General features: G+C 70.1%; 18 protein-coding genes. 12 read left to right on the top strand and 6 right to left on the bottom strand.

What is annotated here, in order from left to right:
• Window positions 1-43: 43 nt before the first annotated feature.
• Window positions 44-1405 carry an RNA polymerase sigma factor gene (locus tag AAIB33_RS05760; RefSeq protein ID WP_345802599.1) on the top strand — a complete coding sequence of 454 codons (1362 nt, stop codon included), beginning with the start codon at window positions 44-46 and terminating at the stop codon, window positions 1403-1405.
• The gene (locus AAIB33_RS05755) at window positions 1402-2100 is read left to right on the top strand and encodes a coenzyme F420-0:L-glutamate ligase (protein ID WP_345802598.1); all 699 of its coding nucleotides are present in this window, start codon (window positions 1402-1404) and stop codon (window positions 2098-2100) included. Before AAIB33_RS05760 ends, AAIB33_RS05755 begins: the two co-directional genes overlap by 4 nt.
• 90 nt (window positions 2101-2190) lie before the next feature.
• Here AAIB33_RS05755 and AAIB33_RS05750 read toward each other — a convergent pair whose 3' ends face one another.
• Window positions 2191-3213: a sugar-transfer associated ATP-grasp domain-containing protein gene (locus AAIB33_RS05750; protein WP_345802597.1), complete on the bottom strand. Its 1023-nt coding sequence runs from the start codon at window positions 3211-3213 to the stop codon at window positions 2191-2193.
• 46 nt (window positions 3214-3259) lie between these two features.
• Here AAIB33_RS05750 and AAIB33_RS05745 point away from each other — a divergent pair, with 46 nt between their 5' ends.
• A complete protein-coding gene (locus AAIB33_RS05745; protein WP_345802596.1) occupies window positions 3260-3982 on the top strand; it encodes an alanine racemase C-terminal domain-containing protein in 723 nt (240 codons plus the stop codon).
• The gene (locus AAIB33_RS05740; protein ID WP_345802595.1) at window positions 3979-5010 is read left to right on the top strand and encodes an alanine racemase; all 1032 of its coding nucleotides are present in this window, start codon (window positions 3979-3981) and stop codon (window positions 5008-5010) included. The genes AAIB33_RS05745 and AAIB33_RS05740 overlap by 4 nt, the downstream gene beginning before the upstream one ends.
• A gap of 3 nt (window positions 5011-5013) precedes the next feature.
• Here AAIB33_RS05740 and AAIB33_RS05735 read toward each other — a convergent pair whose 3' ends face one another.
• Window positions 5014-5232 (bottom strand): hypothetical protein, encoded by a 219-nt coding sequence (locus tag AAIB33_RS05735; RefSeq protein WP_345802594.1) that lies wholly within the window; start codon window positions 5230-5232, stop codon window positions 5014-5016.
• Between the two features lie 176 nt (window positions 5233-5408).
• On the opposite strand from AAIB33_RS05735, the gene AAIB33_RS05730 reads away from it, so the two are divergent.
• Window positions 5409-7481 carry a DNA topoisomerase IV subunit B gene (locus tag AAIB33_RS05730; protein ID WP_345803387.1) on the top strand — a complete coding sequence of 691 codons (2073 nt, stop codon included), beginning with the start codon at window positions 5409-5411 and terminating at the stop codon, window positions 7479-7481.
• 46 nt (window positions 7482-7527) lie between these two features.
• Here the strand turns inward: AAIB33_RS05730 and AAIB33_RS05725 are convergent, their stop codons facing one another.
• Entirely contained in the window at window positions 7528-9987 is a 2460-nt protein-coding gene (locus AAIB33_RS05725; RefSeq protein ID WP_345802593.1) for a DNA topoisomerase IV subunit A, read from the bottom strand.
• A gap of 75 nt (window positions 9988-10062) precedes the next feature.
• Between AAIB33_RS05725 and AAIB33_RS05720 the strand changes: the two genes are divergently transcribed.
• A complete protein-coding gene (locus AAIB33_RS05720) occupies window positions 10063-11190 on the top strand; it encodes an alkaline phosphatase family protein (RefSeq protein ID WP_345802592.1) in 1128 nt (375 codons plus the stop codon).
• On the opposite strand, the gene sepH is transcribed toward AAIB33_RS05720, so the two are convergent.
• Complete coding sequence (gene sepH / locus AAIB33_RS05715; RefSeq protein ID WP_345802591.1) at window positions 11187-12233, bottom strand: septation protein SepH; 1047 nt, start codon at window positions 12231-12233, stop codon at window positions 11187-11189. The two genes, AAIB33_RS05720 and sepH, sit on opposite strands and share 4 nt — an antisense overlap.
• A 215-nt stretch (window positions 12234-12448) precedes the next feature.
• Here sepH and AAIB33_RS05710 point away from each other — a divergent pair, with 215 nt between their 5' ends.
• Window positions 12449-12742: a DUF4193 domain-containing protein gene (locus AAIB33_RS05710; RefSeq protein ID WP_345802590.1), complete on the top strand. Its 294-nt coding sequence runs from the start codon at window positions 12449-12451 to the stop codon at window positions 12740-12742.
• Here AAIB33_RS05710 and AAIB33_RS05705 read toward each other — a convergent pair.
• On the bottom strand, window positions 12717-13217 hold the full coding sequence (locus tag AAIB33_RS05705) for a DUF3093 domain-containing protein (RefSeq protein ID WP_345802589.1): 501 nt from the start codon (window positions 13215-13217) through the stop codon (window positions 12717-12719). The two genes, AAIB33_RS05710 and AAIB33_RS05705, sit on opposite strands and share 26 nt — an antisense overlap.
• 12 nt (window positions 13218-13229) lie before the next feature.
• On the opposite strand from AAIB33_RS05705, the gene dut reads away from it, so the two are divergent.
• From dut to dxs, 5 genes are all read left to right on the top strand, one after another.
• Complete coding sequence (gene dut / locus AAIB33_RS05700; RefSeq protein ID WP_345802588.1) at window positions 13230-13706, top strand: dUTP diphosphatase; 477 nt, start codon at window positions 13230-13232, stop codon at window positions 13704-13706.
• A 65-nt stretch (window positions 13707-13771) separates the two neighbouring features.
• Window positions 13772-14329, top strand: coding sequence for a DUF3710 domain-containing protein (locus AAIB33_RS05695; RefSeq protein ID WP_345803386.1), 558 nt, complete (start codon window positions 13772-13774; stop codon window positions 14327-14329).
• Window positions 14326-15060: a DUF3159 domain-containing protein gene (locus AAIB33_RS05690; RefSeq protein WP_345802587.1), complete on the top strand. Its 735-nt coding sequence runs from the start codon at window positions 14326-14328 to the stop codon at window positions 15058-15060. The genes AAIB33_RS05695 and AAIB33_RS05690 overlap by 4 nt, the downstream gene beginning before the upstream one ends.
• Before the next feature lie 139 nt (window positions 15061-15199).
• Window positions 15200-18028, top strand: coding sequence for an aconitate hydratase AcnA (acnA, locus tag AAIB33_RS05685; protein WP_345802586.1), 2829 nt, complete (start codon window positions 15200-15202; stop codon window positions 18026-18028).
• Window positions 18029-18214: 186 nt separating this feature from the next.
• The gene (gene dxs, locus AAIB33_RS05680) at window positions 18215-20170 is read left to right on the top strand and encodes a 1-deoxy-D-xylulose-5-phosphate synthase (protein ID WP_345802585.1); all 1956 of its coding nucleotides are present in this window, start codon (window positions 18215-18217) and stop codon (window positions 20168-20170) included.
• Window positions 20171-20362: 192 nt separating this feature from the next.
• On the opposite strand, the gene AAIB33_RS05675 is transcribed toward dxs, so the two are convergent.
• Window positions 20363-22507, bottom strand: a complete 2145-nt coding sequence (locus AAIB33_RS05675; RefSeq protein WP_345802584.1) for a 3-hydroxyacyl-CoA dehydrogenase NAD-binding domain-containing protein — start codon at window positions 22505-22507, stop codon at window positions 20363-20365.
• Between the last annotated feature and the right edge of the window lie 9 nt (window positions 22508-22516).

Below are 22516 nucleotides of genomic sequence, written 5' to 3'. Positions count from 1 at the left end.
GATCGGGGGACGCCGCACCGCGTCCGCCGATGAAAGGCGAACCGTGACCTCGAGCACGAAGACATCACCTCGATCCCGAGCAGCGAAGGACACCGAGGCAGAGACCCCCGTCGAGGAGGTCGAGACGAAGCCCGCCGCCAAGCGCGCGGCCACCAAGAGCACCGCCGCGAAGGCGAAGGCCTCGCCCGCGAAGGCCAAGGCCAAGAAGAAGGACGACGACGAGGAGCTCGACGACGAGGAGCTCGACTCCGACGTCGAGCTCGAGGACGAAGAGGTCGACGGCGAGGAGTCCGACGACGACGCGGCCCCCGCGGCCGCGGCGCGTGCCAAGACGACCGCCGGCGACGCGGAGTCCGAGTCGGCCGACGAGGAGGACGAGGAAGAGGAGAGCACCAAGCCGGCGTTCACCGAGCCTCTCCCCACCGGCGCGATCGTCATCTCGTCGAGCGACGAGGACGACATCCCGGTCTACTCGACGCAGATCACGGGCGCGACGGCCGATCCTGTCAAGGACTACCTGAAGCAGATCGGCAAGGTGCCGCTGCTGAACGCGGCCGAAGAGGTCGAGCTCGCGATGCGCATCGAGGCGGGCCTGTTCGCCGAGGAGAAGCTGTCGCACATGTCGGCCGCCGAGAAGTCGTCGCAGCTGGGCCTCGACCTGCAGTGGGTCGCCCGCGACGGCCAGCGCGCGAAGTCGCACCTGCTGGGCGCGAACCTCCGCCTCGTGGTCTCGCTCGCGAAGCGCTACACGGGCCGCGGCATGCAGTTCCTGGACCTGATCCAGGAGGGCAACCTCGGTCTCATCCGCGCCGTCGAGAAGTTCGACTACACCAAGGGCTTCAAGTTCTCGACGTACGCCACATGGTGGATCCGCCAGGCGATCACGCGCGCCATGGCCGACCAGGCCCGCACGATCCGCATCCCCGTCCACATGGTCGAGGTCATCAACAAGCTCGCGCGCGTCCAGCGCCAGATGCTGCAGGACCTCGGTCGCGAGCCCACGCCGGAAGAGCTGAGCCGCGAGCTCGACATGACCCCCGAGAAGGTCATCGAGGTGCAGAAGTACGGCCGTGAGCCGATCTCGCTGCACACGCCGCTCGGCGAGGACGGCGACAGCGAGTTCGGCGACCTGATCGAGGACACCGAGGCTGTCGTTCCGGCCGACGCCGTGGGCTTCACGATGCTGCAGCGTCAGCTCGAGTCGCTCCTCGACTCCCTCTCGGAGCGCGAGGCGGGCGTCATCCGGATGCGCTTCGGCCTCGGCGACGGCCAGCCGAAGACGCTCGACCAGATCGGCGACACGTTCGGCGTCACGCGCGAGCGCATCCGCCAGATCGAGTCGAAGACGATGGCGAAGCTGCGACACCCGTCGCGGTCGCAGTCGCTCCGGGACTACCTCGAATGAGCGGCGAGGCCAACGCCGGCAAGGCGCTGACCGTCGCTCTCGAGGGCAAGACCTTCGCCCGCATCCCGATCAAGACGCGTGTCGTCATGCCGGGAGACGACCTCGACGCGTTCGTGCTCGAGTACGCCAAGGGCGAGGTTCAGCCGGGGGACATCCTCTTCGTGACCGAGAAGATCGTCGCGATCACGCAGGGGCGCTCGTTCCCGGTCGACTCGATCAAGCCCCGCCGGCTCGCGCTCTTCCTGTCGAAGTTCGTCGTCAAGACGCCCTACGGCATCGGGCTCGGCATGCCGGAGACGATGGAGATGGCGCTGCGCGAGTGCGGCACGATCCGCATCCTCTTCGCGGCGGGCGTCTCGGCCGTCACGAAGGCTTTCGGGCGCAAGGGCGACTTCTACCGCATCGCCGGCGACAAGGCCCGGTCGATCGACGGCCCGACGAGCGGCACGATCCCGCCGTACAACAAGGCCGTCGTGCTCGGCCCGGAGCGTCCGCGCGCCGTCGCCGCGCACCTCAAGGGCCTGCTCGGCCACGGGGTCGAAGTCGCCGTCGTCGACATCAACGACATCGGCGGCAACATCCTGGGCTCGACGCTGCTCAAGGACCGCGAGCGGGAGCTCGTCGCCATCCTGCGCGACAACCCGCTCGGCCAGGGGCACCAGTCGACGCCGCTCGGCATCGTCCGCGCGGCCTGACCCGCCGCAGCTCGAAAGAAGCCCGGCTCCCCAAGGGAGCCGGCCTTCTTCTGCGTGGAGCTGCGAGCCGATCGACCGGGCGGGGGCGGGTCAGAAGCCGATCGCGGCCTGATAGCGCGGCTTGTGGCCCGTGCGGATGCCGGTCGCCGTCGGCTTGTTCTCGTAGACGCCGGCGGCCCAGTTGCCCTCGACCAGCACCGGCCCCGTCGGGGTCACGACGATGTCCCAGCCGACGTACTGCACCTGCGGCACGACCCGGGCGACGCGGTCGACGAACGCGACGACCTCGTCCATGAGCGGCAGCTGGAAGTCGGGGATGCGCACGCGCGACTCGGGGTGGAACTCGTGGATGTGCCCATGCGAGTCGTAGCCCTTGCCGAGAGCGCGGCCAGAGTCGTCGAGCATCGTGTAGAAGCCGCCGTAGGTCATCTGGTCGCTCACGGCGCCTCGCCCGAACTTCTGCGCGATGGCGAGGATGTGCGTCGTCGAGCCGTCGAAGAAGGCCGTCACGCGCGTCGTGTTGACGGTGCCGGGGCAGACGGCGGCGAGGTCGGGGTGCTGCTGGATGACCTCCTCGATGAGGAGCTCGCCGCGCTCGAGCAGGCCGCGGTGGAAGGCATCCCAATCCTCGATCTCGGCCGCGTGATACCGGTGGACGCCCGTACCGGCCTGACCGACGGGCTCCTTCGTGACGATCGTGCCGAGGCGCTCGGCGAACGCGCGCACGGCGTCGGCGTTGCCCTCCTCGACCACCATCCACTCGCGGTGCAGGTGCTCGCTGAACGCCTTGTCGAACTCGATCTTGTCCTGGAAGAGCCCGCGGAAATCCGGGTGGTCGTACTTCTGCGACAGCTGGTTCGAGACCGGATGCGTCATATACGTCGCCCGCTCGCGCGCGTTGAGGATCGCGAAGTCGTAATCGATGTAGTCCTGGAACCCCACGTTGCGGACGCCCGCCTGCCAGAGCATGTCGACGACGATCGCGGGACGCCACTTGCCGTGCTCCTCCGACGCCTCGGAGGCGCGTTCGAGCACCGATCCGACGTCGATGCGACGTGCGCGTCCGGCGAGGTAGCGAAGGCGCGGCGCGAGGCCGAGGCCCTTCCGAGGCATGAGCTCTCCAGGGTCGGGTGAGGGGGACCCCGATAGTCTAGACGGCGTGACTTCGGGGGATCGGATGCCGGGTGCCGCGCCCCGGCGCAGCGCACCCGTCGCCCGCATCGACCACCGCATCCTCCGCGCGAACGTCGAGGCGCTGCTGCTCATGACGGGCGGGGAGTACGCGATCGCGGACCTGCGGCACGATGCGTGGGGACACGGCGTGCGGGAGATCGCCCGCACCCTCGTGGAGGCGGGCGTCGACGGCTTCGTCGTGGACCGTTCGGTGCGCGACGGGCTGAGCGACGAGCTTCCTGGCGTGGCGGTGGAGGCGTCGGGAGACTCGACGCTCGACTCGTCGGCGCTTTTCGGCCTGCCGGGCACCGCCGGCACGCCCGTCATGCGGCTCGCGGGCTCCGTGCTGCTCGTCAAGGCGCTGCGCGCGGGGGAGGGCGTCTCGTACGGCTTCAGCCACCGCGCCCGGGCCGACACGCGCATCGCACTCGTCACCGGCGGCTATGCGCAGGGCATCGTCCGCTCGCTCGGCGACCACGCGCGCGTCCGCATCGGCGCACGCCGTCACGGCATCGTGGGGCGGGTCGCCATGGATGCCTGCGTCGTCGACATCGGAGATGCCGAGGTCGTCCGCGGCGATGAGGCGGTGTTCTTCGGCGCGCACGTCGACGACCCCGACCTCGCGGTCTGGACGGAGCACACCGGCATGACGGCGCCCGAGCTCGTGACAGCGGTGGGCGCCCGAGCGCAACGCGAGCACGTGTCGTGACGGCCGAGCTCCGCGTCGACCTCGACGCCTTCGCCCAGAACCTCGCTGTGATCAGAGACCGCGTATCGCCCGCCGCGCACATGCTCGTCGTGAAGGACGACGCCTACGGGCACGGCCTCGACGCGATCGTGACGCGCGCACGCGACGAAGGCGTGCACTGGTTCGGCGCTTTCGACGTGCGAACGGGCACCGCGGTCCGCGCCGCCGTCGGCGAGGACGCCGGAATCTTCGTGTGGATCGTCGCGACCGCGGACGAGGCACAGGCAGCGGTCGATGCCGGCCTCGACGTGGGAGTGGGGGATGAAGCGCTGCTCGAGGACCTCGCGGCGTCGACCGGACTCGCCCGCGTGCACCTGAAGATCGACACGGGCCTTCACCGCAACGGGGTGCGCCCGGAGGAGTGGGCCGGATTCGTGGCACGCGCCGCCGAGCTCGAGCGCGCCGGGTCGATCGAGGTAGTGGGCATCTGGAGCCACATCGCCGAAGCATCCGACGCCGAGGACGATCTCGCGCGCGCCGCCTTCGACACCGCGGTGCAGCAGGCTCGGGATGCCGGCCTCCAGCCTCGGCTGCTGCACCTGGCCGCCTCGGCAGCCGGATTCGCCCGGCCGGAGTTCCGGTACGACCTCGTGCGCATCGGCGCCTTCGCGTACGGGATCCGCCCCGCGGGTGGTCCGGGCGAGGCGGAGCTCGGCATCCACCCCATCTCCGCGCTCGTCGCGCGCGTGTCGACGGCGGGGGATGAGACCGTGTCCGTGGATGCCGGAAGCCTCGACGGACTCCCGTCGACGCTCGCGGGAAGGATCGACGTCGGCACGGTCGAGGGCCCCCGCGCCCTGCGCAGCATCGGGGTCGACGATAGCGTCGTCGAGGCGTGGGAGACGGCCCAGCCCGGTGATGAGGTGCTGATCTTCGGAGCGGGCGCGCCCGTCAGCGCGACGGACGCAGCCGAGCGGATCGGGACGATCGGCGAGGAGATCGCGCTGCGCGTGGCTCCCGGCATCCCGCGGGTGTACCGCGGTCGGTGAGGACTACTCGCTGAGTCGGGCCGTCTCGTCGTGCCACGAGGTGGCGACGGCACGCAGCTTCTCCTCGTACTTGCGTCCGTGGTGCGCGCAGAAGAGCAGCTCGCTGCCGTTCACTTCAGCGGCGATGTAGGCCTGCGCACCGCACGAGTCGCAGCGGTCCATCGCGGACAGGCGGTATTCGAGGACGGTGCCGGGCTCGGTGGGTGTCGATAGCGTGTTCATCTCGGTGCCTCCTCGTGCTGCGTGTCTTGGTGCATCGCTTCTGCGGGTCATGACATACAACCACGCGTTTGTTTCGAGAATGCCGCGAACGGGTCACATTTCGCTGTGCGCGTACGGGGTGTCGGGGCGCCCGTGTGTGTGCGCGGGGATGTCGGCGCCCGCGGATACCCTTGACGATTGTGACCTCCGAGTATTCCGCCCATCATCTGCAGGTTCTGGAGGGTCTCGAGGCGGTCCGCAAGCGCCCCGGCATGTACATCGGCTCCACCGACTCGCGCGGCCTCATGCACTGCCTGTGGGAGATCATCGACAACTCCGTCGACGAGGCCCTCGCCGGTCACGGCACGCGGATCGACATCGTCCTGCACCCCGACGGCAGCGTCGAGGTGCGCGACCGGGCCCGCGGCATCCCCGTCGACATCGAGCCCCGCACCGGACTCTCCGGCGTCGAGGTCGTCTTCACGAAGCTCCACGCCGGCGGCAAGTTCGGCGGAGGGTCGTACGCCGCGTCGGGCGGCCTGCACGGAGTGGGCGCGTCGGTCGTCAACGCCCTCTCCGAGCGCCTCGATGTCGAGGTCGATCGAGGCGGCAAGACGTGGGCGATGTCGTTCCACCGCGGCGAGCCGGGCACTTTCGCCGGCGGCACTCCCGACGCCCCCTTCTCGCCGTTCGAGAAGAGCTCGGAGCTGCGCGTCGCCGGTCGAGCCGCGAAGGGCGTCACGGGAACCCGCATCCGCTACTGGGCCGACCGCCAGATCTTCACGAAGGACGCCACCTTCAACCTCGAGGAGCTCGAGCAGCGCGCGCGTCAGACGGCGTTCCTCGTACCGGGCCTCGAGATCGTCATCAGCGACCAGCGCGAAGGCGGCGTCAACGAAACGAGCTTCCGCTTCGACGGCGGCATCTCGGAGTTCGCCGACTTCCTCGCCCCCGACGCGGCGATCACCGACACGTGGCGGCTCACGGGCTCCGGCACCTTCACCGAGACCGTGCCCGTGCTCCAGCCGTCCGGCGCCATGGTGCCCACCGAGGTGCAGCGCGAGTGCGAGGTCGACATCGCTGTGCGCTGGGGGACCGGCTACGAGACCGTCGGGCGCTCCTTCGTCAACATCATCTCCACGCCGAAGGGCGGCACGCACCAGCAGGGCTTCGAGCTCGGTCTCATGAAGGTGCTCCGGTCGCAGGTCGAGCAGAACGCCCGCCGCCTGAAGGTGGGCAACGACAAGCTCGAGAAGGACGACATCCTGGCGGGGCTCACGACGGTCCTCACCGTCCGCCTCCCCGAGCCGCAGTTCGAGGGGCAGACGAAGGAAGTGCTCGGCACGCCCGCGGTGCGCCAGATCGTCGCCAACGTCGTGACCCGCGAGCTCACCGCGCGCTTCACGTCGACCAAGCGCGACGACAAGAACCAGACGGCGCTCCTCCTCGACAAGATCGTCTCCGAGATGAAGGCGCGCATCTCGGCGCGCACGCACAAAGAGACGCAGCGCCGCAAGAACGCGCTGGAGTCGTCGTCGCTGCCCGCGAAGCTCGCCGACTGCCGCACGAACGACGTGGCCCAGTCGGAGCTCTTCATCGTCGAGGGCGACTCGGCACTCGGCACGGCGAAGCACGCCCGCAACAGCGAGTACCAGGCGCTGCTGCCGATCCGCGGCAAGATCCTCAACGTCCAGAAGGCGTCGATCAGCGACATGCTCGGCAACGCCGAGTGCGCGTCGATCATCCAGGTCATCGGCGCCGGCTCAGGCCGCTCGTTCGACATCGACGCGGCGCGCTACGGCAAGGTCATCCTGATGAGCGACGCCGACGTCGACGGCGCGCACATCCGCACGCTGCTACTGACACTGTTCTTCCGCTACATGCGCCCGCTCATCGAGGAGGGCCGTGTCTTCGCCGCCGTGCCGCCGCTGCACCGCGTCGTCGTCATGAACCCGGGCTCCAAGCCCAACGAGACAATCTACACCTACAGCGAGCAGGAGCTCCACGGGCTGCTCACGAAGCTCGGCAAGTCGGGCAAGCGCTGGCAGGAGCCCGTGCAGCGCTACAAGGGCCTCGGCGAGATGGATGCCGAGCAGCTGGCGACCACCACGATGGACCGCAACGGCCGCACGCTGCGCCGCGTGCGGCTCGAGGATGCCGAGGCCGCGACGACGGTGTTCGAGCTGCTGATGGGCAACGAGGTCGCGCCGCGCCGCGAGTTCATCGTCAGTTCGAGCGACCGGCTGTCGCGCGAGTCGATCGACGCGTAGCCCCTCGACAGGCTCGGGGACCGGGGCGGAGTCTGCCCGCCTCGCCTCAGCGGATGGCGGTGCCGACGGCGCCCACGACGCCGTCGAGGGGCGCTCCCGAGGCATCCCGCTTCGCTCCCGACGGCGGGAGGGTGCGGGTCGCACCGTCCGGGCCGACGGCGCGAGGATCGCTGCCGACCCACGCGAGGGTGAGGGTGTCTTCGCCCTTGAGGAAGCGCTGTGCGCGCACGCCTCCGGTCGCCCGGCCCTTCGCGGGGAACTCCGTGAAGTCGGACACCTTCGCCGACCCTGCATCGGCTCCGGCGATCGCCTGCGTGCTGCCGGCGACCGTCACGACGACCGCGTCGAACGCCGACGCGCCGACGACGCCGAAGTAGACGACCCGCTCGCCCGGCGCGACGCGCACGCCCGCCATCCCACCGGCCGAGCGGCCCTGCGGCCGCACCGAGTCGGCGTCGAAGCGCAGCAGCTGCGCGTCGGAGACGACGAAGACGAGCTCGGCGCCGTCGGTCGCGGGCGCTGCGCCCACGACGCGGTCACCGTCCTTGAGGGCGATGATCTCGAGGTCGTGCTTGCTGCCGAGCTCCGTCGCCGACACACGCTTGACGATGCCCTGCAGCGTGCCGAGCGCGATGGGGGGCGCGTCGACGAGCGGCACGAGGCCGACGACGTGCTCACCCGCGCCGAGGCCGAGGTACTGGTCGGCTCGTGTCCCGGCCGCGAGCTGCACGGAGTTGCCCGGCACCGACGGCAGGTCGACGGGCGTGAAGCGCACGAGCCGCCCCGTCGACGTGACGGCGCCGAGATCGCCCCGGGTGGTGGCGTCGACGGCGGAGAGGATCGCGTCGTGCTTCGAGCGCCGCGACGGCGTCACGATGCCGCCGTTGGGCGCTTCGGGCGTCAGCTCGGCGCGCACCATGCGACCCGTCGCGGAGAGGTACACGCGGCACGGTGCGTCGGCGATCTGCAGGTCGGGCGCCGACGCGGCGGCGCGCGAGCGCGGCGCGACGGGACCGCCGTTGAGGAGCAGGGTGCGCCGCGGCGTGCCGTAGGTCTCGGCCGCGGCATCGAGCTCACGGGCGACCTGGGCGCGCAGGAGCACCTCGCTGCCGAGGAGCTCCTCGAGCGCCGCGATCTCGGAGAGGAGAGCGTCGCGCTCGGTCTCGAGCTCGATGCGGGAGAACTTCGTCAGGCGGCGCAGCCGCAGCTCGAGGATGTACTCCGCCTGCAGCTGCGAGAGGTCGAAGACCTCCATGAGACGCCCGCGCGCCTGCTCGCCGTCGTCGGACGAGCGGATGACCTGGATGACCTCGTCGATGTCGAGGATCGCGATGAGGAGGCCCTCGACGAGGTGCAGGCGCTCTTTGCGACGGGCCAGGCGGTATTCGCTGCGGCGCGTCACGACCTGCAGGCGGTGGTCGAGGTAGACGCGCAGCAGCTCCTTGAGGCCGAGCGTCTTCGGCTGGCCGCCGACGAGGGCGACATTGTTGATGCTGAAGGAGTCCTCGAGCGGCGTCAGCCGGTAGAGGTGCTCGAGCACGGCCTGCGGGTCGAAGCCCGTCTTGATGCCGATGACGAGGCGCAGCCCGTTGTGCCGGTCGGTGAGGTCGGTGACGTCGGAGATGCCCTGCAGCTTCTTCGACTGGACCGCGTCCTTGATCTTCTCGATGATCCGCTCGGGCCCGACGAGGTACGGCAGCTCGGTCACGATGAGGCCGGTCCGGCGCGGCCCGAGCGACTCGATGGCGACCTTCGCGCGGGTGCGGAAGCTGCCGCGGCCGGTGGCGTAGGCGTCCTTGATGCCGTCGAGTCCGACGATGATGCCGCCCGACGGGAAGTCGGGGCCGGGCACGAACTCCATGAGCTCTTCGACCGTCGCCTCGGGATTGTCGAGGAGATGGATGGCCGCGCCCACGACCTCGATGAGGTTGTGAGGAGCCATGTTCGTCGCCATGCCGACGGCGATGCCCGTCGCACCGTTGACGAGCAGGTTGGGGAACGCGGCCGGCAGCACGGAAGGCTGCTGGAACTGGCCGTCGTAGTTGGGGATGAAGTCGACGACGTCCTCGTCGAGGTTCTCGGTCAGCGCGAGCGCCGGCGGTGCGAGGCGCGCCTCCGTGTAGCGCGGCGCGGCAGGGCCGTCGTCGAGCGAGCCGAAGTTGCCGTGACCGTCGACGAGCGGGACGCGCAGCGAGAAGGGCTGCGCCAGACGGACGAGCGCGTCGTAGATGGGGGCGTCGCCGTGGGGGTGGAGCTTTCCCATCACCTCGCCGACGACGCGGGCGCTCTTGACGTGCCCTCGATCGGGGCGCAGCCCCATGTCGGCCATCTGGAACAGGATGCGGCGCTGCACGGGCTTCAGCCCGTCGCGGGCGTCGGGAAGGGCCCGCGAGTAGATGACGGAGTAGGCGTACTCGAGGAAGGAGCCCTGCATCTCCGCCGCGACGTCGATGTCTTCGATGCGTCCGTGATCGGCGGGAACTGGTTCGGTGCGGGGAGCGGGCATGACGATCTGGCCTCGGGTGACGGGCCGGCGCGGAGGCCGGCGGGGGCTGCTCGCCGGTGTGCGAGACTGGCCCGGATGTCCCTCAGCCTACCCGCGGAGCCGCCCCGCGCCCGGAGCCTCACCCGTGTCGTGCCCGAGCTGCTCGCGGCCCTCGGCGGGGGAGGAGAGTGGTTCGGCCCCGCCACCAGCGCGATCGTGTTCGTGGTCGACGGGCTCGGCGCGCGCAACCTCGGCGCCCGCACGGGCCACTCGCGGTTCCTCGCCGAGAGGGGCGGACGTCGCGACGTCGCGCGCTCGGTCTTCCCCTCGACCACCGTCGCGTCGCTCACGTCCCTTCTGACGGGCGTCGACCCCGGCGAGCACGGCCTCGTCGGCTACCGCGTGCGGATCCCGGGCACCGACGACGCGCCCAATCAGCTCAAGGGCTGGGAGACCGACGGACTCGATCCGCGGACCTGGCAGCGCGCTCAGCCCGTCTTCGAGCGGGAGGCGGCCGACGGCAGGCCGTGCTTCGTCGTCTCGCGGCCGAAGTTCGTCGGTTCGGGCTTCACGACGGCGACGATGCGCGGCGCCGAGTTCGTCCCTGCCCCCAACGCAGACACGGGCGCCGCCATCGCCGCCGACCTCGCGGCGCAGCATCCCGGCTCTCTCGTCTACCTGTACGCACCCGAGCTGGACGGCATCGCCCACCGGCGCGGCTGGGAGTCCGACGAGTGGGCCGAAGGCCTGGAGACGGTGGATGCCGCGGCACGGTCGCTCGCGGCCGCGCTGCGGCCCGGTGTCGGCGCTCTCGTGACGGCGGACCACGGCATCGTCGACGTCCCTCGCCACCGCCACGTCCTGCTCTCCGAGGGCGACGGTCTCGTCGACGACGTGCGCGTCATCGGCGGCGAGCCCCGCATGCTGCACCTCTACGCGGAGGAGGGCAGGGAGGATGCCGTGCTCGGCGCCTGGCGGGCCTCGGAGTCCGCGCGCTCCTGGGTCGTCTCGCGGGACGAGGCGATCGACGCCGGGCTCTTCGGCCGGGTGGACGATGCGGTGCGCGCGCGCATCGGCGACGTTGTGGTCGCGGCGCGCTCAGGCATCGCGTACTACGACGACCGGCTGAGCGACAAGGGTCCGCAGAACATGGTCGGGCAGCACGGCTCGCTCACCGACGAGGAGCGGACCGTGCCTCTCATCAGGCTGGGCGCTTTCGCCTAATCGTCGGCGCGGCTGCCGGCGCCGAAGACGATCTCGTCCCACGACGGCATCGACGTGCGCCCCTTGCGGCGTCCGGACGCCTCCGCCGCTACCGGGCGGTCGGGGGTGTAGCCGGGCTCCGGCTCAGGGGCGGCCGTCTCCTCGTACCCGGGCTCGAGCGCGTCGAAGAGCGCGACGGGCGCGCCCGAGCGCGGGGCCGCGATCTCGTCCGCGCCGGGCAGCGGCTCGCGCTGCCCCCGCCGGCGACGCAGCGCCTCGAGGAGGTCGGCCGTCTCCGGCGACGTGGTGTTCGGCTCGTCGGCGCGCTTGATCGCGGCCTGCTGCACGGCGGGCGCGACGGGCGCGGGCACCTCGGGCTTCTCGAGGTCGGCCTCGGGGTCGGGCAGGCGACGCGGACCGAAGGCGCCGCTGTCGAAGCGCGTGTCGTCCTTGACCAGCGGCGTCTCGAGGGCGCGCAGGCGAGGGATGAGACCCTCCGGAAGCGAGCCCTGCCGCGAGAGCTGGATCGCGTCGGGATTAAGGGGCGAGAGGGTCGAGCGGCGCGGCTCGAAGCTCCAGCGCGCGTCGTGGTCGATCTCGGAGGCCGTGAACTCGAGCTTCACGATCCAGCCCGTCGCCTCCTTCCAGCTCGTCCAGCGCTCTCCCGAGGCGCCCGCCTCGGCGAGCTTGGCGCGGACGGCCGTGCCGAACGTCGGGTGCGTGTCGCCGTCGAGATCGGAGCCGAGCAGCACGGGAACGGCGAGAGCCAGACCGACGATGTGCTCGCGCTCGGCGAGGACGGGCCCCTCGAAGCGCGCGATGTCCTCGGCACGCGCGCCCAGGAGGGCGGCGATCTCCTCGGTCGACAGGCCTGCGCGGATGTGCGCCTGGATCTCACGCGGGCTCGGACGGGGGGCCGAGCGTTCGTCGCCGTCGCGCTCGCGGCGCGCGCGTCGCACCTCGGCACGCAGCACGTCGTCGATGGCGAGCGAGAAGCGCTCGCCCGACTCGGTCGCGAGGACGATGACGTCGTCCTCGGTTGCGATGACCTTGAGCTGTTCCATGCGAAACGCCCTCTCCGATCCAGCCGTGGTCCGTCCATGCTCACACGCCCGGAAGCCGGCGGACGGGAATAACGCGGGCGCGCCGCGAGTTTCACGGATGCACGCGACGCCGAACCCGTCGGGCGAGCATTTGCGAAATGCCCCGCCGTCGTGCAAACTATCGCCGCCCATACGGGCATGCGACACCAGATTTCCGGAAGTAGAGACGTTCACGCATGGCTACCGATTACGACGCCCCCCGCAAGACCGAGGACGACAGCGAGTCGATCGAGGCCCTCAAGGAGCGGGTTCCCGACAAGATGTCGGGTTCGGTGGATGTCGAGGATGCCGACAACCCGTCGGGCTTCGAACTGCCCGGCGCCGACCTGTCCGACCTCGAGCTCGATGTCGTCGTGCTGCCCCCGCAGGAGGACGAGTTCACCTGCGTCAACTGCTTCCTCGTGAAGCACCGCTCGCAGCTCGACCACGACACGGCCGACGGGCCTATCTGCGCGGAGTGCGCGGCATAGCCTGAGCCCGCCGGATCGCGGCCGCCAGGCGGTCGGGAGTGCGCGACGAGACGACCCAGACCGGAGTCGGATCGTCGGCATCCTCGACCGACATCACGACGACGCCATCGATCCCCCCACGAATGACGTGCCACGCGCGCGGGTCGAGTCCCGGCCCGCGCGCGTTGCGCGCTTCCTCAGCCCTGAGCTCGACGGGATCGCCGAGCAGCTCGACCGGGATCCGTGCGCGCCCGGCGCGCAGCATCCCGTCGCGAACCTCCACGACGGGCGAGCCCGCGATGAGGAGCCAGACGAACGCGACCCCCACGACGATGCCGGCGACGAGCGCCGCCGTCGTGTCGATCGGCGCGAAAACGAGCGCCGCCATGGGCGCGACGACGGCCGCACTGACGAGCACCCAGAGTGAGGGGCTGAGCCGTTCCCGGAAGAGCGGGCGTGCCTGTGCACCGACGCCGCTGCCTGCTGTCTTCTGCATTAGCCTCTACGAGTGACCGAAACCGTGGACGTCCTCATTATCGCGCCCGAGGTTCCGAGCTACGCCCACCCCGGCGACGCCGGCGCCGATCTGGTCTCCACCGAGGCGCTCCGCCTCGAGCCCGGGCAGCGCGCCCTCGTCGGCACGGGGGTCCGCATCGCACTGCCCGAGGGCTACGCCGCCTTCGTCGTGCCGCGCAGCGGCCTGGCAGCCAAGCACGGCATCACGATCGTCAACTCCCCGGGCACCGTCGACGCCGGCTACCGCGGCGAGATCAAGGTCACGCTGCTGAACACCGACACCGAGCATGCGCACGACATCGCCGTGGGCGACCGCATCGCCCAGCTCATCGTGATGCCCGTGCCCCGCGCGCGCTTCGTCCCCGTCGAGACGCTGCCCGAAAGCGTCCGGGGCGAGGGCGGGTTCGGCTCCACCGGCTACACGGGGGGCTCCACGAACGAGAACGAGAAGGACGGAGTATCGGCATGACCGACGCCACTCCCGCAGACGGCACCCCCGACGAGGTCGACGCCGAGATCGTCGCCGAGCCCACGATGGCCGACCGTGCGACAGCCGGACCGTTCGACGAATCCGAGGCGAACCCGGTCCGCCCCTACATCGACCTCGGCGGCATCAAGATCCTGCCCCGCGAGGGGCTGAACCTGCGCCTCGAGGTCGAGGAGCAGACCAAGCGCATCGTCGCCGTCGGACTCGACTACGCCGGCTCGACGCTGCAGGTGCAGCCCTTCGCCGCGCCGCGCTCGACCGGTCTCTGGGAGGAGACGCGCGAGCAGATCCGGCAGCAGATCCGCCAGCAGGGCGGACGCGTCGAGGAGCGCGAGGGCCCGCTCGGCCCCGAGCTCCTCGCCGAGGTGCCCGTGATGGCCGGCCCCGAGGGCACGACGGGCAAGCGCCTGGCGCGGTTCGTCGGCGTCGACGGTCCGCGCTGGTTCCTGCGCGGCGTCATCGGGGGAGAGGCGACGACGGACGTGGATGCCGCGGCCAAGGTCGAGGATCTCTTCCGGTCGATCGTGGTGGTGCGCGGCGGCTCGCCGATGCCCCCGCGCGACCTCATCCCGCTGAAGATGCCGGCGACGCCCGGCGCGGCATGACCGACGACCGCGACGGCTCGCCCGCACCGAACGAGCCCGAGGCGCCGTCGACTCCCGATCTGCTGGGCGCGGCGCTCGGCGGCGCGGCCCGTCGCGCTGGACTCGATCCGGCGACCGAGGCAACGACGGGCCACGTCGTGTGGCGGGCGATGGGCGGCTGGCGAGGCATCCTGGAATCCGTCCTGCCGTCGCTCGCGTTCCTCGTGATCTACACGGTCACGCAGGAGCTGCTGATCTCGCTCGTCGTCGCGGTGGGCATCGCCCTCGTCTTCACGATCGTGCGGCTCGCCATGCGCCAGCCCGCGAGCGCGGCCATCGGCGGACTCGTCGCCACGGGTGCGGCGGCCGCGCTGTCGCTGTGGACGGGTCGCGCTGCCGACAACTTCGTGTGGGGTTTCATCACCAACGGGGTGTACGGCACCGCGTTCCTCGTGTCGGCGCTGATCGGCTGGCCGCTCATCGGCCTGGCGGTGGGTTTCCTCATGAGCGAGGGCACCGCCTGGCGGGCCGATGCGCGCAAGCGCCGCGTCTTCTTCTGGCTCTCGATCGCGTGGGCCTGCCTGTTCGCCCTGCGTCTCGCCGTGCAGCTTCCGCTCTACTTCGCGAACGACGTGACGGCTCTCGCCACGACGAAGCTCATCATGGGCCTGCCTCTGTTCGCGCCCCTCGTCGCCGTCACGTGGCTCGCGGTGCGGACGCTGTATCCGCGCTCCCAGCCGTCCGCCGAGTGATACATTTATCTCGATATCGAGATAAATTGCCCCTCTGCGACGCTTAGGCGATCCTCACTAGCCGAGGCCTCCGGCGAGGGGAAAGATAGGGGAGTGCTGGGCTTCGCGCCCGCTTCCGCCGCCGACGAAGGAGACAGACGTGTCCACGGTTGACAGCTTCGGTGCCAAGAGCACCCTGACGGTCGGCAGCACCGACTACGAGATCTTCCGCATCGACACGGTGCCCGGCTACGACAAGCTGCCGTTCAGCCTCAAGGTGCTTCTCGAGAACCTGCTTCGCACCGAGGACGGCGCGAACGTCACGAAGGCGCAGATCGAGGCGCTCGGATCGTGGGATGCCGCGGCCGAGCCAGACACCGAGATCCAGTTCACGCCGGCCCGCGTGGTCATGCAGGACTTCACCGGCGTCCCCTGCATCGTCGACCTCGCGACGATGCGCGAGGCCGTCACGACCCTCGGCGGCGACCCCAAGCGCATCAACCCGCTGTCGCCCGCCGAGATGGTCATCGACCACTCGGTCATCGCCGACCTGTTCGGCACCGAGAACGCCCTCGAGCGCAACGTGGAGATCGAGTACGAGCGCAACGGCGAGCGGTACCAGTTCCTGCGCTGGGGCCAGACCGCGTTCGACGACTTCAAGGTCGTCCCGCCGGGGACCGGCATCGTCCACCAGGTCAACATCGAGCACCTCGCGAAGGTCATCTACGACCGCAGCGTCGGCGGCGTGCTGCGCGCCTACCCCGACACGTGCGTCGGCACCGACTCGCACACCACGATGGTCAACGGCCTGGGCGTGCTCGGCTGGGGCGTCGGCGGCATCGAGGCCGAGGCCGCCATGCTCGGCCAGCCCGTCTCGATGCTCATCCCGCGCGTCGTCGGCTTCAAGCTGACCGGCTCGATCCCCACGGGCGTGACCGCGACCGACGTCGTGCTCACCATCACCGACATGCTCCGCAAGCACGGCGTCGTCGGAAAGTTCGTCGAGTTCTACGGCGAGGGCGTGGCCTCCGTGCCGCTCGCCAACCGTGCGACGATCGGCAACATGAGCCCCGAGTTCGGCTCGACCGCCGCGATGTTCCCGATCGACGACGTCACCGTCGACTACCTGCGCCTCACGGGCCGCAGCGAGGAGCAGCTCGCCCTCGTCGAGGCGTACGCCAAGGAGCAGCACCTCTGGCACGACCCCGCCAGCGAGCCGGTCTTCAGCGAGTACATGGAGCTCGATCTGTCGACGGTCGTCCCCTCCATCGCCGGCCCCAAGCGCCCCCAGGACCGCATCGTCCTGTCGCAGGCGAAGCAGCAGTTCGAGACCGACCTCACGAACTACGCCGACGTCGAGCACGACCTCGTCGACCTCGAGATCGCCGAGTCCTTCCCCGCGTCGGACCCGCCCGGGAACACCCCCGAGTCGGAGCACAACGAGCACTTCCACGTGCACCACTCGCACGCGCCGAAGACCGCCTCGAAGCCGACGCCCGTCACGATCGCGGGCGGCGAGTCGTTCACGCTCGACCACGGCGCCGTCACGATCGCGGCGATCACGTCGTGCACCAACACGTCGAACCCCTCGGTCATGCTCGCCGCGGGACTCCTCGCGCGCAACGCCGTGAAGAAGGGGCTCAAGGCCAAGCCGTGGGTCAAGACGACCCTCGCGCCGGGATCGAAGGTCGTCACCGACTACTACGAGAAGGCGGGCCTGACGAAGGACCTCGAGGACCTCGGCTTCTACACCGTCGGCTACGGCTGCACGACCTGCATCGGCAACTCGGGCCCCCTCATCGAGGAGGTCTCGGCCGCCGTCAACGAGAACGACCTCGCCGTCACGGCCGTCCTCTCGGGCAACCGCAACTTCGAGGGCCGCATCAACCCCGACGTGAAGATGAACTACCTCGCGAGCCCGCCGCTCGTGATCGCGTACTCGCTCGCCGGCTCGATGAACTTCGACTTCGAGACCGACCCCCTCGGCAAGGACCGCGACGGCAACGACGTCTTCCTGAAGGACATCTGGCCCGACGCCGCCGAGGTCCAGGCCACGATCGACTCGTCGATCAACGAGGAGATGTTCACCAAGCAGTACGCGACCGTGTTCGCGGGCGACGAGCGCTGGCAGAACCTGCCGACGCCGACCGGCGACGTCTTCGAGTGGGACGAGAGCTCGACCTACGTCCGCAAGCCCCCGTACTTCGAGGGCATGACGATGGAGCTGACCCCGGTCGCCGACATCTCGGGCGCCCGCGTCCTCGCGACGCTCGGCGACTCGGTCACGACCGACCACATCAGCCCGGCCGGCAACATCAAGGCCGACAGCCCCGCGGGCCGCTACCTCGCCGAGCACGGCGTCGACCGCAAGGACTTCAACTCCTACGGCTCGCGCCGCGGCAACCACGAGGTCATGATCCGCGGCACGTTCGCGAACATCCGTCTGAAGAACCTCCTCGTGCGGGCCGTCAACGACGGCAACGTCGTCGAGGGCGGCTACACCCGCGACTTCACGCAGGAGGGCGGCCCGCAGTCGTTCATCTACGACGCGAGCCAGAACTACCAGGCCGCGGGCACGCCGCTCGTGATCTTCGGGGGCAAGGAGTACGGCTCGGGCTCGTCGCGCGACTGGGCGGCAAAGGGCACGAGCCTCCTGGGCGTCAAGGCGGTCATCACCGAGAGCTTCGAGCGCATCCACCGCTCGAACCTCATCGGCATGGGCGTCGTCCCGCTCCAGTTCCCCGCCGGCTCCACGTGGGAGTCGCTGGGCCTCGACGGCACCGAGATCGTCTCGATCACGGGTCTCGAGCAGCTGAACGAGGGCGTGACGCCGAAGACCGTCCACGTCACCGCCGCGCCGAGCGAGTTCTCGGCGCCCGGCAAGGAGACTGTCGAGTTCGACGCGGTCGTCCGCATCGACACGCCCGGTGAGGCGGACTACTACCGCAACGGCGGCATCCTCCAGTACGTCCTGCGCTCGCTCGTCTGAGCCACGGCGACAGCGAGAGGCCCCGGCATCCTTCGGATCCGGGGCCTCTCGGCGTGTTCGCCCGGGCGCCGGCGATATCTCCAGACGGAACCGTCCTCGCCGGTCGCCCAGGCGCCGGCGGCTAGACTCGGGGGAGGCATCCGCGCCCCGCGGGAGCCTCGACCGCGAGCGAAGCGAGGGAGTCGGATGGCGATTCTTCCGTCCATCAACGGACCCCGAGACCTCGATGCTCTGAGCGACGAACAGCTCGAGCAGCTGGCGGGCGAGATCCGCCGGTTCCTGATCGAGAACGTCGCCCGCACGGGCGGTCACCTCGGGCCGAACCTGGGCGTCGTCGAGCTCACGCTCGCACTCCACCGCGTCTTCGACTCACCGGCCGACCCGATCATCTTCGACACGGGCCACCAGTCGTACGTGCACAAGCTGCTCACGGGGCGGCAGGACTTCTCGCGCCTGCGGTCGCGCGACGGGCTCGCCGGCTACCCGCAGCGCTCCGAGAGCCCCCACGACGTGGTCGAGTCCTCGCACGCATCGAGCTCGCTCAGCTGGGCAGACGGCGTCTCCCGCGCGCTAACCCGCACCGGGCGTCGCGACCGCCACGTCGTCGCCGTCGTCGGCGACGGCGCGCTCACGGGCGGCATGACGTGGGAGGCGCTGAACAACATCTCGGACGACAATGACCGCAACCTGGTCATCATCGTCAACGACAACGGCCGCTCGTACGCCCCGACGATCGGCGGGATGGCCCGCTACCTCAACCGCGTCCGCACGGCCGACGCGTACGAGACCGTGCGCGGCGGGTCGGAGTCGCTCTTCCGCGCCTTTGGCGCCGCCGGCCGCGCGATGTACCGCGGCCTCCGTGGCGGCACGCACGGCTTCCTGAGCCGGTTCGTCAACAATGCGGCGCTGTACTCCAACCTCGACATCAAGTACCTCGGCCCCGTCGACGGTCACGATCTTCCGTCCCTCATCGAGACCCTCAAGCTCGCGAAGGACTACGGGGCGCCGGTCATCGTCCACGCCATCACCGAGAAGGGCCGCGGCTATGAGCCGGCGCTGCTCGACGAGGCCGACCAGTTCCACGCGGTGGGACGCATCGACCCGGTCACCGGCGAGGCGCTCGGCAGCAGCGGCGGCATCGCCTGGACCGACGTCTTCGCGGAGGAGCTGCCGCACATCGGCGAGGAGCGTGACGACGTCATCGCGATGACGGCCGCCATGCTGCGTCCGACGGGCCTCCTGCCCTTCTCGCAGCGCTTCCCCGATCGCGTCTACGACGTCGGCATCGCCGAGCAGCACGCGGTCGCCTCGGCTGCGGGACTCGCCTACGGCGGGCTGCATCCCGTCGTCGCGATCTACGCGACCTTCATGAACCGCGCCTTCGATCAGGTGTTGATGGATGTCGCCCTCCACCGCGCGGGCGTCACCTTCGTGCTCGATCGCGCCGGCGTGACGGGTCCCGACGGCCCGAGCCACCACGGCATCTGGGACCTCGCGATGCTGCAGATCGTCCCGCACATCCGCATCGCGGTGCCGCGCGACGCCGAGCGGCTGCGTGAGGAGCTGCGTGAGGCGGTCACGGTCGACGACGGGCCCACCGTCCTCCGCTTCCCCAAGGGCACCGTGAGCCCCGAGCTCCCCGCCGTCGAGCGCCTGGCCGACGGTGTCGACGTGCTCGTGCAGAGCGAGGCGAAGGACGTGCTGCTCGTCGGCATCGGGCCGATGGCCCATCTCGCCGTCGACGTCGCCGAGCGCCTGCGGGCGCAGGGCATCGGCGCGACCGTCGTCGACCCGCGGTGGGTCGTGCCCGTGCAGCCGTCGATCGTCGAGCTCGCGGCATCCCACCGCCTCGTGATCACGATCGAGGACGGCATCCGCGTCGGCGGCATCGGGACGCGCGTGCGCCAGGTGCTGCGGGAGGCGGGCATCGACACGGCCGTCGACGAGCTCGGCGTGCCCGACGAGTTCATCGACCACGCGACGCGCGAGCAGATCCTCGAGGATGCCGGCCTGACGGCCCCCAAGATCGCGCAGGACGTCGTGGCCCAGGTGCTCGGCACCCGCATCCCCGTCGCGCGTCAAACGCCGACGAGCGAGATCCCCACGATCCCCGAGTGGGCGACGCGCCGCTCAGAGAGCTGAGCACCCACGCTCCGCGCCGCTCGGAGGGCTGCGCACCCACGCTCCGCGCAGAATCGAGGAGATGCGCAGAACCGAGGACCGATCGCGGCGATCCGCTCCTCGCTTCTGCGCATCTCCTCGCCTTCGCACGCGTCGAGCAGAAGAGGGCGGCCCTCCCGAAGGAGGACCGCCCTCGAAGCGGATCGGGATGCCTCAGCCGCCGATGCCCTTGATCACGGGGTGGTGGAAGGTGTCGCCGAAGACCCGCTCCGACGCGCCTTCGCGGTCGAGGTAGGGCGAGGCGCCGCCGTCGATGAAGGGCCAGCCGGCACCGAGGATGAGGCAGAGGTCGATGTCCTCGACCTCGGGGACGACGCCCTCGTCGAGCATGAGCTTGATCTCCTGCGCGAGGCCGTCCTGCACGCGGCGGAGGATCTCGTCCTCGCTCGCGGGCGTCTGGCCGACGGCGCCCTTGAGCACACTCGAGGCGGCCTTCGACCAGCCCGTCACGCGACCCGACTTGTCCTTCTCGACGACCTCCGGCAGCTCTGCGAGCCGGTGGAAGTTCTCGTTGGCGTAGAAGCGGTCGGGGAACGCGTGCGCCATCGTGTCCTGCACGTGCGCCGCGACCTTCCAGCCGACGAGGTCGATGAGCTGGAACGGCGTCATCGGCAGCCCGAGCGGACGGAACGCGTTCTCGACGGTGAGGAGCGGCGTGCCCTCGTAGACGGCGCGCGCCGCTTCGCCCATGACCTTCGCGAGGAGCCGGTTCACGACGAAGCCGGGCGCATCGGCGGTCAGGACCGCGTTCTTGCCGAGGCCCTTCGCCACGACGAATGCGGTCGAGAGGGCGGCATCCGTCGTCTGCGGCGTCTTGACGATCTCGATGAGCGGCATGACGGCGACGGGGTTGAAGAAGTGGAAGCCGACGAGCCGCTCGGGGTGGGCGAGCTTCGCGCCGATCTCCTCGACCGAGAGCGACGAGGTGTTGGTGGCGAGGATCGCGTCCTCGGCGATGATCTGCTCGATCTCGCCGAACACCTGCTGCTTCACGCCGACCTCTTCGAAGACGGCCTCGATGACGAAGTCGCAGTCCGCGTAGAGGCTCTTGTCGGTCGTGCCGGTCACGAGCGCGCGGAGCTTGTTGGCGGTGTCGCCGTCGAGGCGGCCCTTCGCCTCGAGCTTGCCGATCTCCTCGTGGATGTACGCGATGCCCTTGTCGACGCGCGCCTGGTCGAGGTCGGTGATGAGCACCGGCACCTGGAGCTTGCGCACGAACAGCAGCGCGAACTGGCTGGCCATCAGCCCCGCGCCGATGATGCCGACCTTCGTGACCTTCTTGGCGAGCTCCTTGTCGGGAGCACCCACCGGGCGCTTGGCGCGCTTCTGCACGAGATCGAAGGCGTACATGGATGCCGCGAACTGGTCGCCCGTCACGAGTTCGGCGAGAGCCTCGTCCTCACGGGCGAAGCCCTCGGCCTTCGTGCCGCCCTTCGCCTTTTCGAGCAGCTCGAGCGCGGCGTACGGCGACTTCGGAACCGTGCCGATCTTCGACTCGAGCATGCCGCGCGCCACCTTGATCGCGATGGGCCACTTCGTGAGGCGCTCGATCTTGCCGGGCTCGTTCTTGCGGACGACCTTCACCGTGCCGCTCAGCACGCGGTCGGCCCACGTGAGGGAATCCTCGAGGTAGTTCGCCGCGGGGAAGATCGCATCGAAGATCCCGTAGTCGTATGCCTGCTGCGGCTTGAGCATGCGGTTCTGCTTGAGCGGGTTCGACACGACGACCTCGAGCGCGTTCTCGATGCCGATGAGGTTCGGCAGGAGGTAGGCGCCACCCCAGCCGGGGATGATGCCGAGGAAGACCTCGGGGAGCGCGACGGCCGCGGCCGAGGCATCCACGGTCCGATACGTCGAGTTCAGCGCGATCTCGAGCCCGCCGCCGAGCGCGAGCCCGTTGACGAAGGCGAACGAGGGCACGCCGAGCTCGGAGAGGCTGCCGAGGACCTGGTGCCCGCGCTGCGCGATGAGGCGGGCGTTGTCCCTCGAGCCGACGCGCGAGATGTCGGACAGGTCGGCGCCGGCGGCCATGATGTACTGCTTGCCCGTGATGCCGACCGCGTGGATCTCGCCCGCGGCAGCTCGCGCCTTGAGGGTCGCGAGCGTCGCACCGAGCTCGGTCAGGGTCGCCGGGCCCAGCGTGTTGGGGCGGTTGTGGTCACGGCCGTTGTCGAGCGTGATGAGGGCGAGCACCTTGCCGGAGGGGAGGCGGATGTCGCGCACGGGGGAGTGCGTGATCACTTCTCCATCGGTCAGGGCGTCGAGGGGCGAGAAGTCGATCTCGTCGTAATTCGTCATTGTTCGCGA

Origin of the sequence: Microbacterium sp. AZCO (assembly GCF_039614715.1) — a bacterium.
Taxonomy (GTDB): Bacteria; Actinomycetota; Actinomycetes; order Actinomycetales; family Microbacteriaceae; genus Microbacterium.
This window is presented reverse-complemented; position numbering and strand designations above follow the sequence as displayed.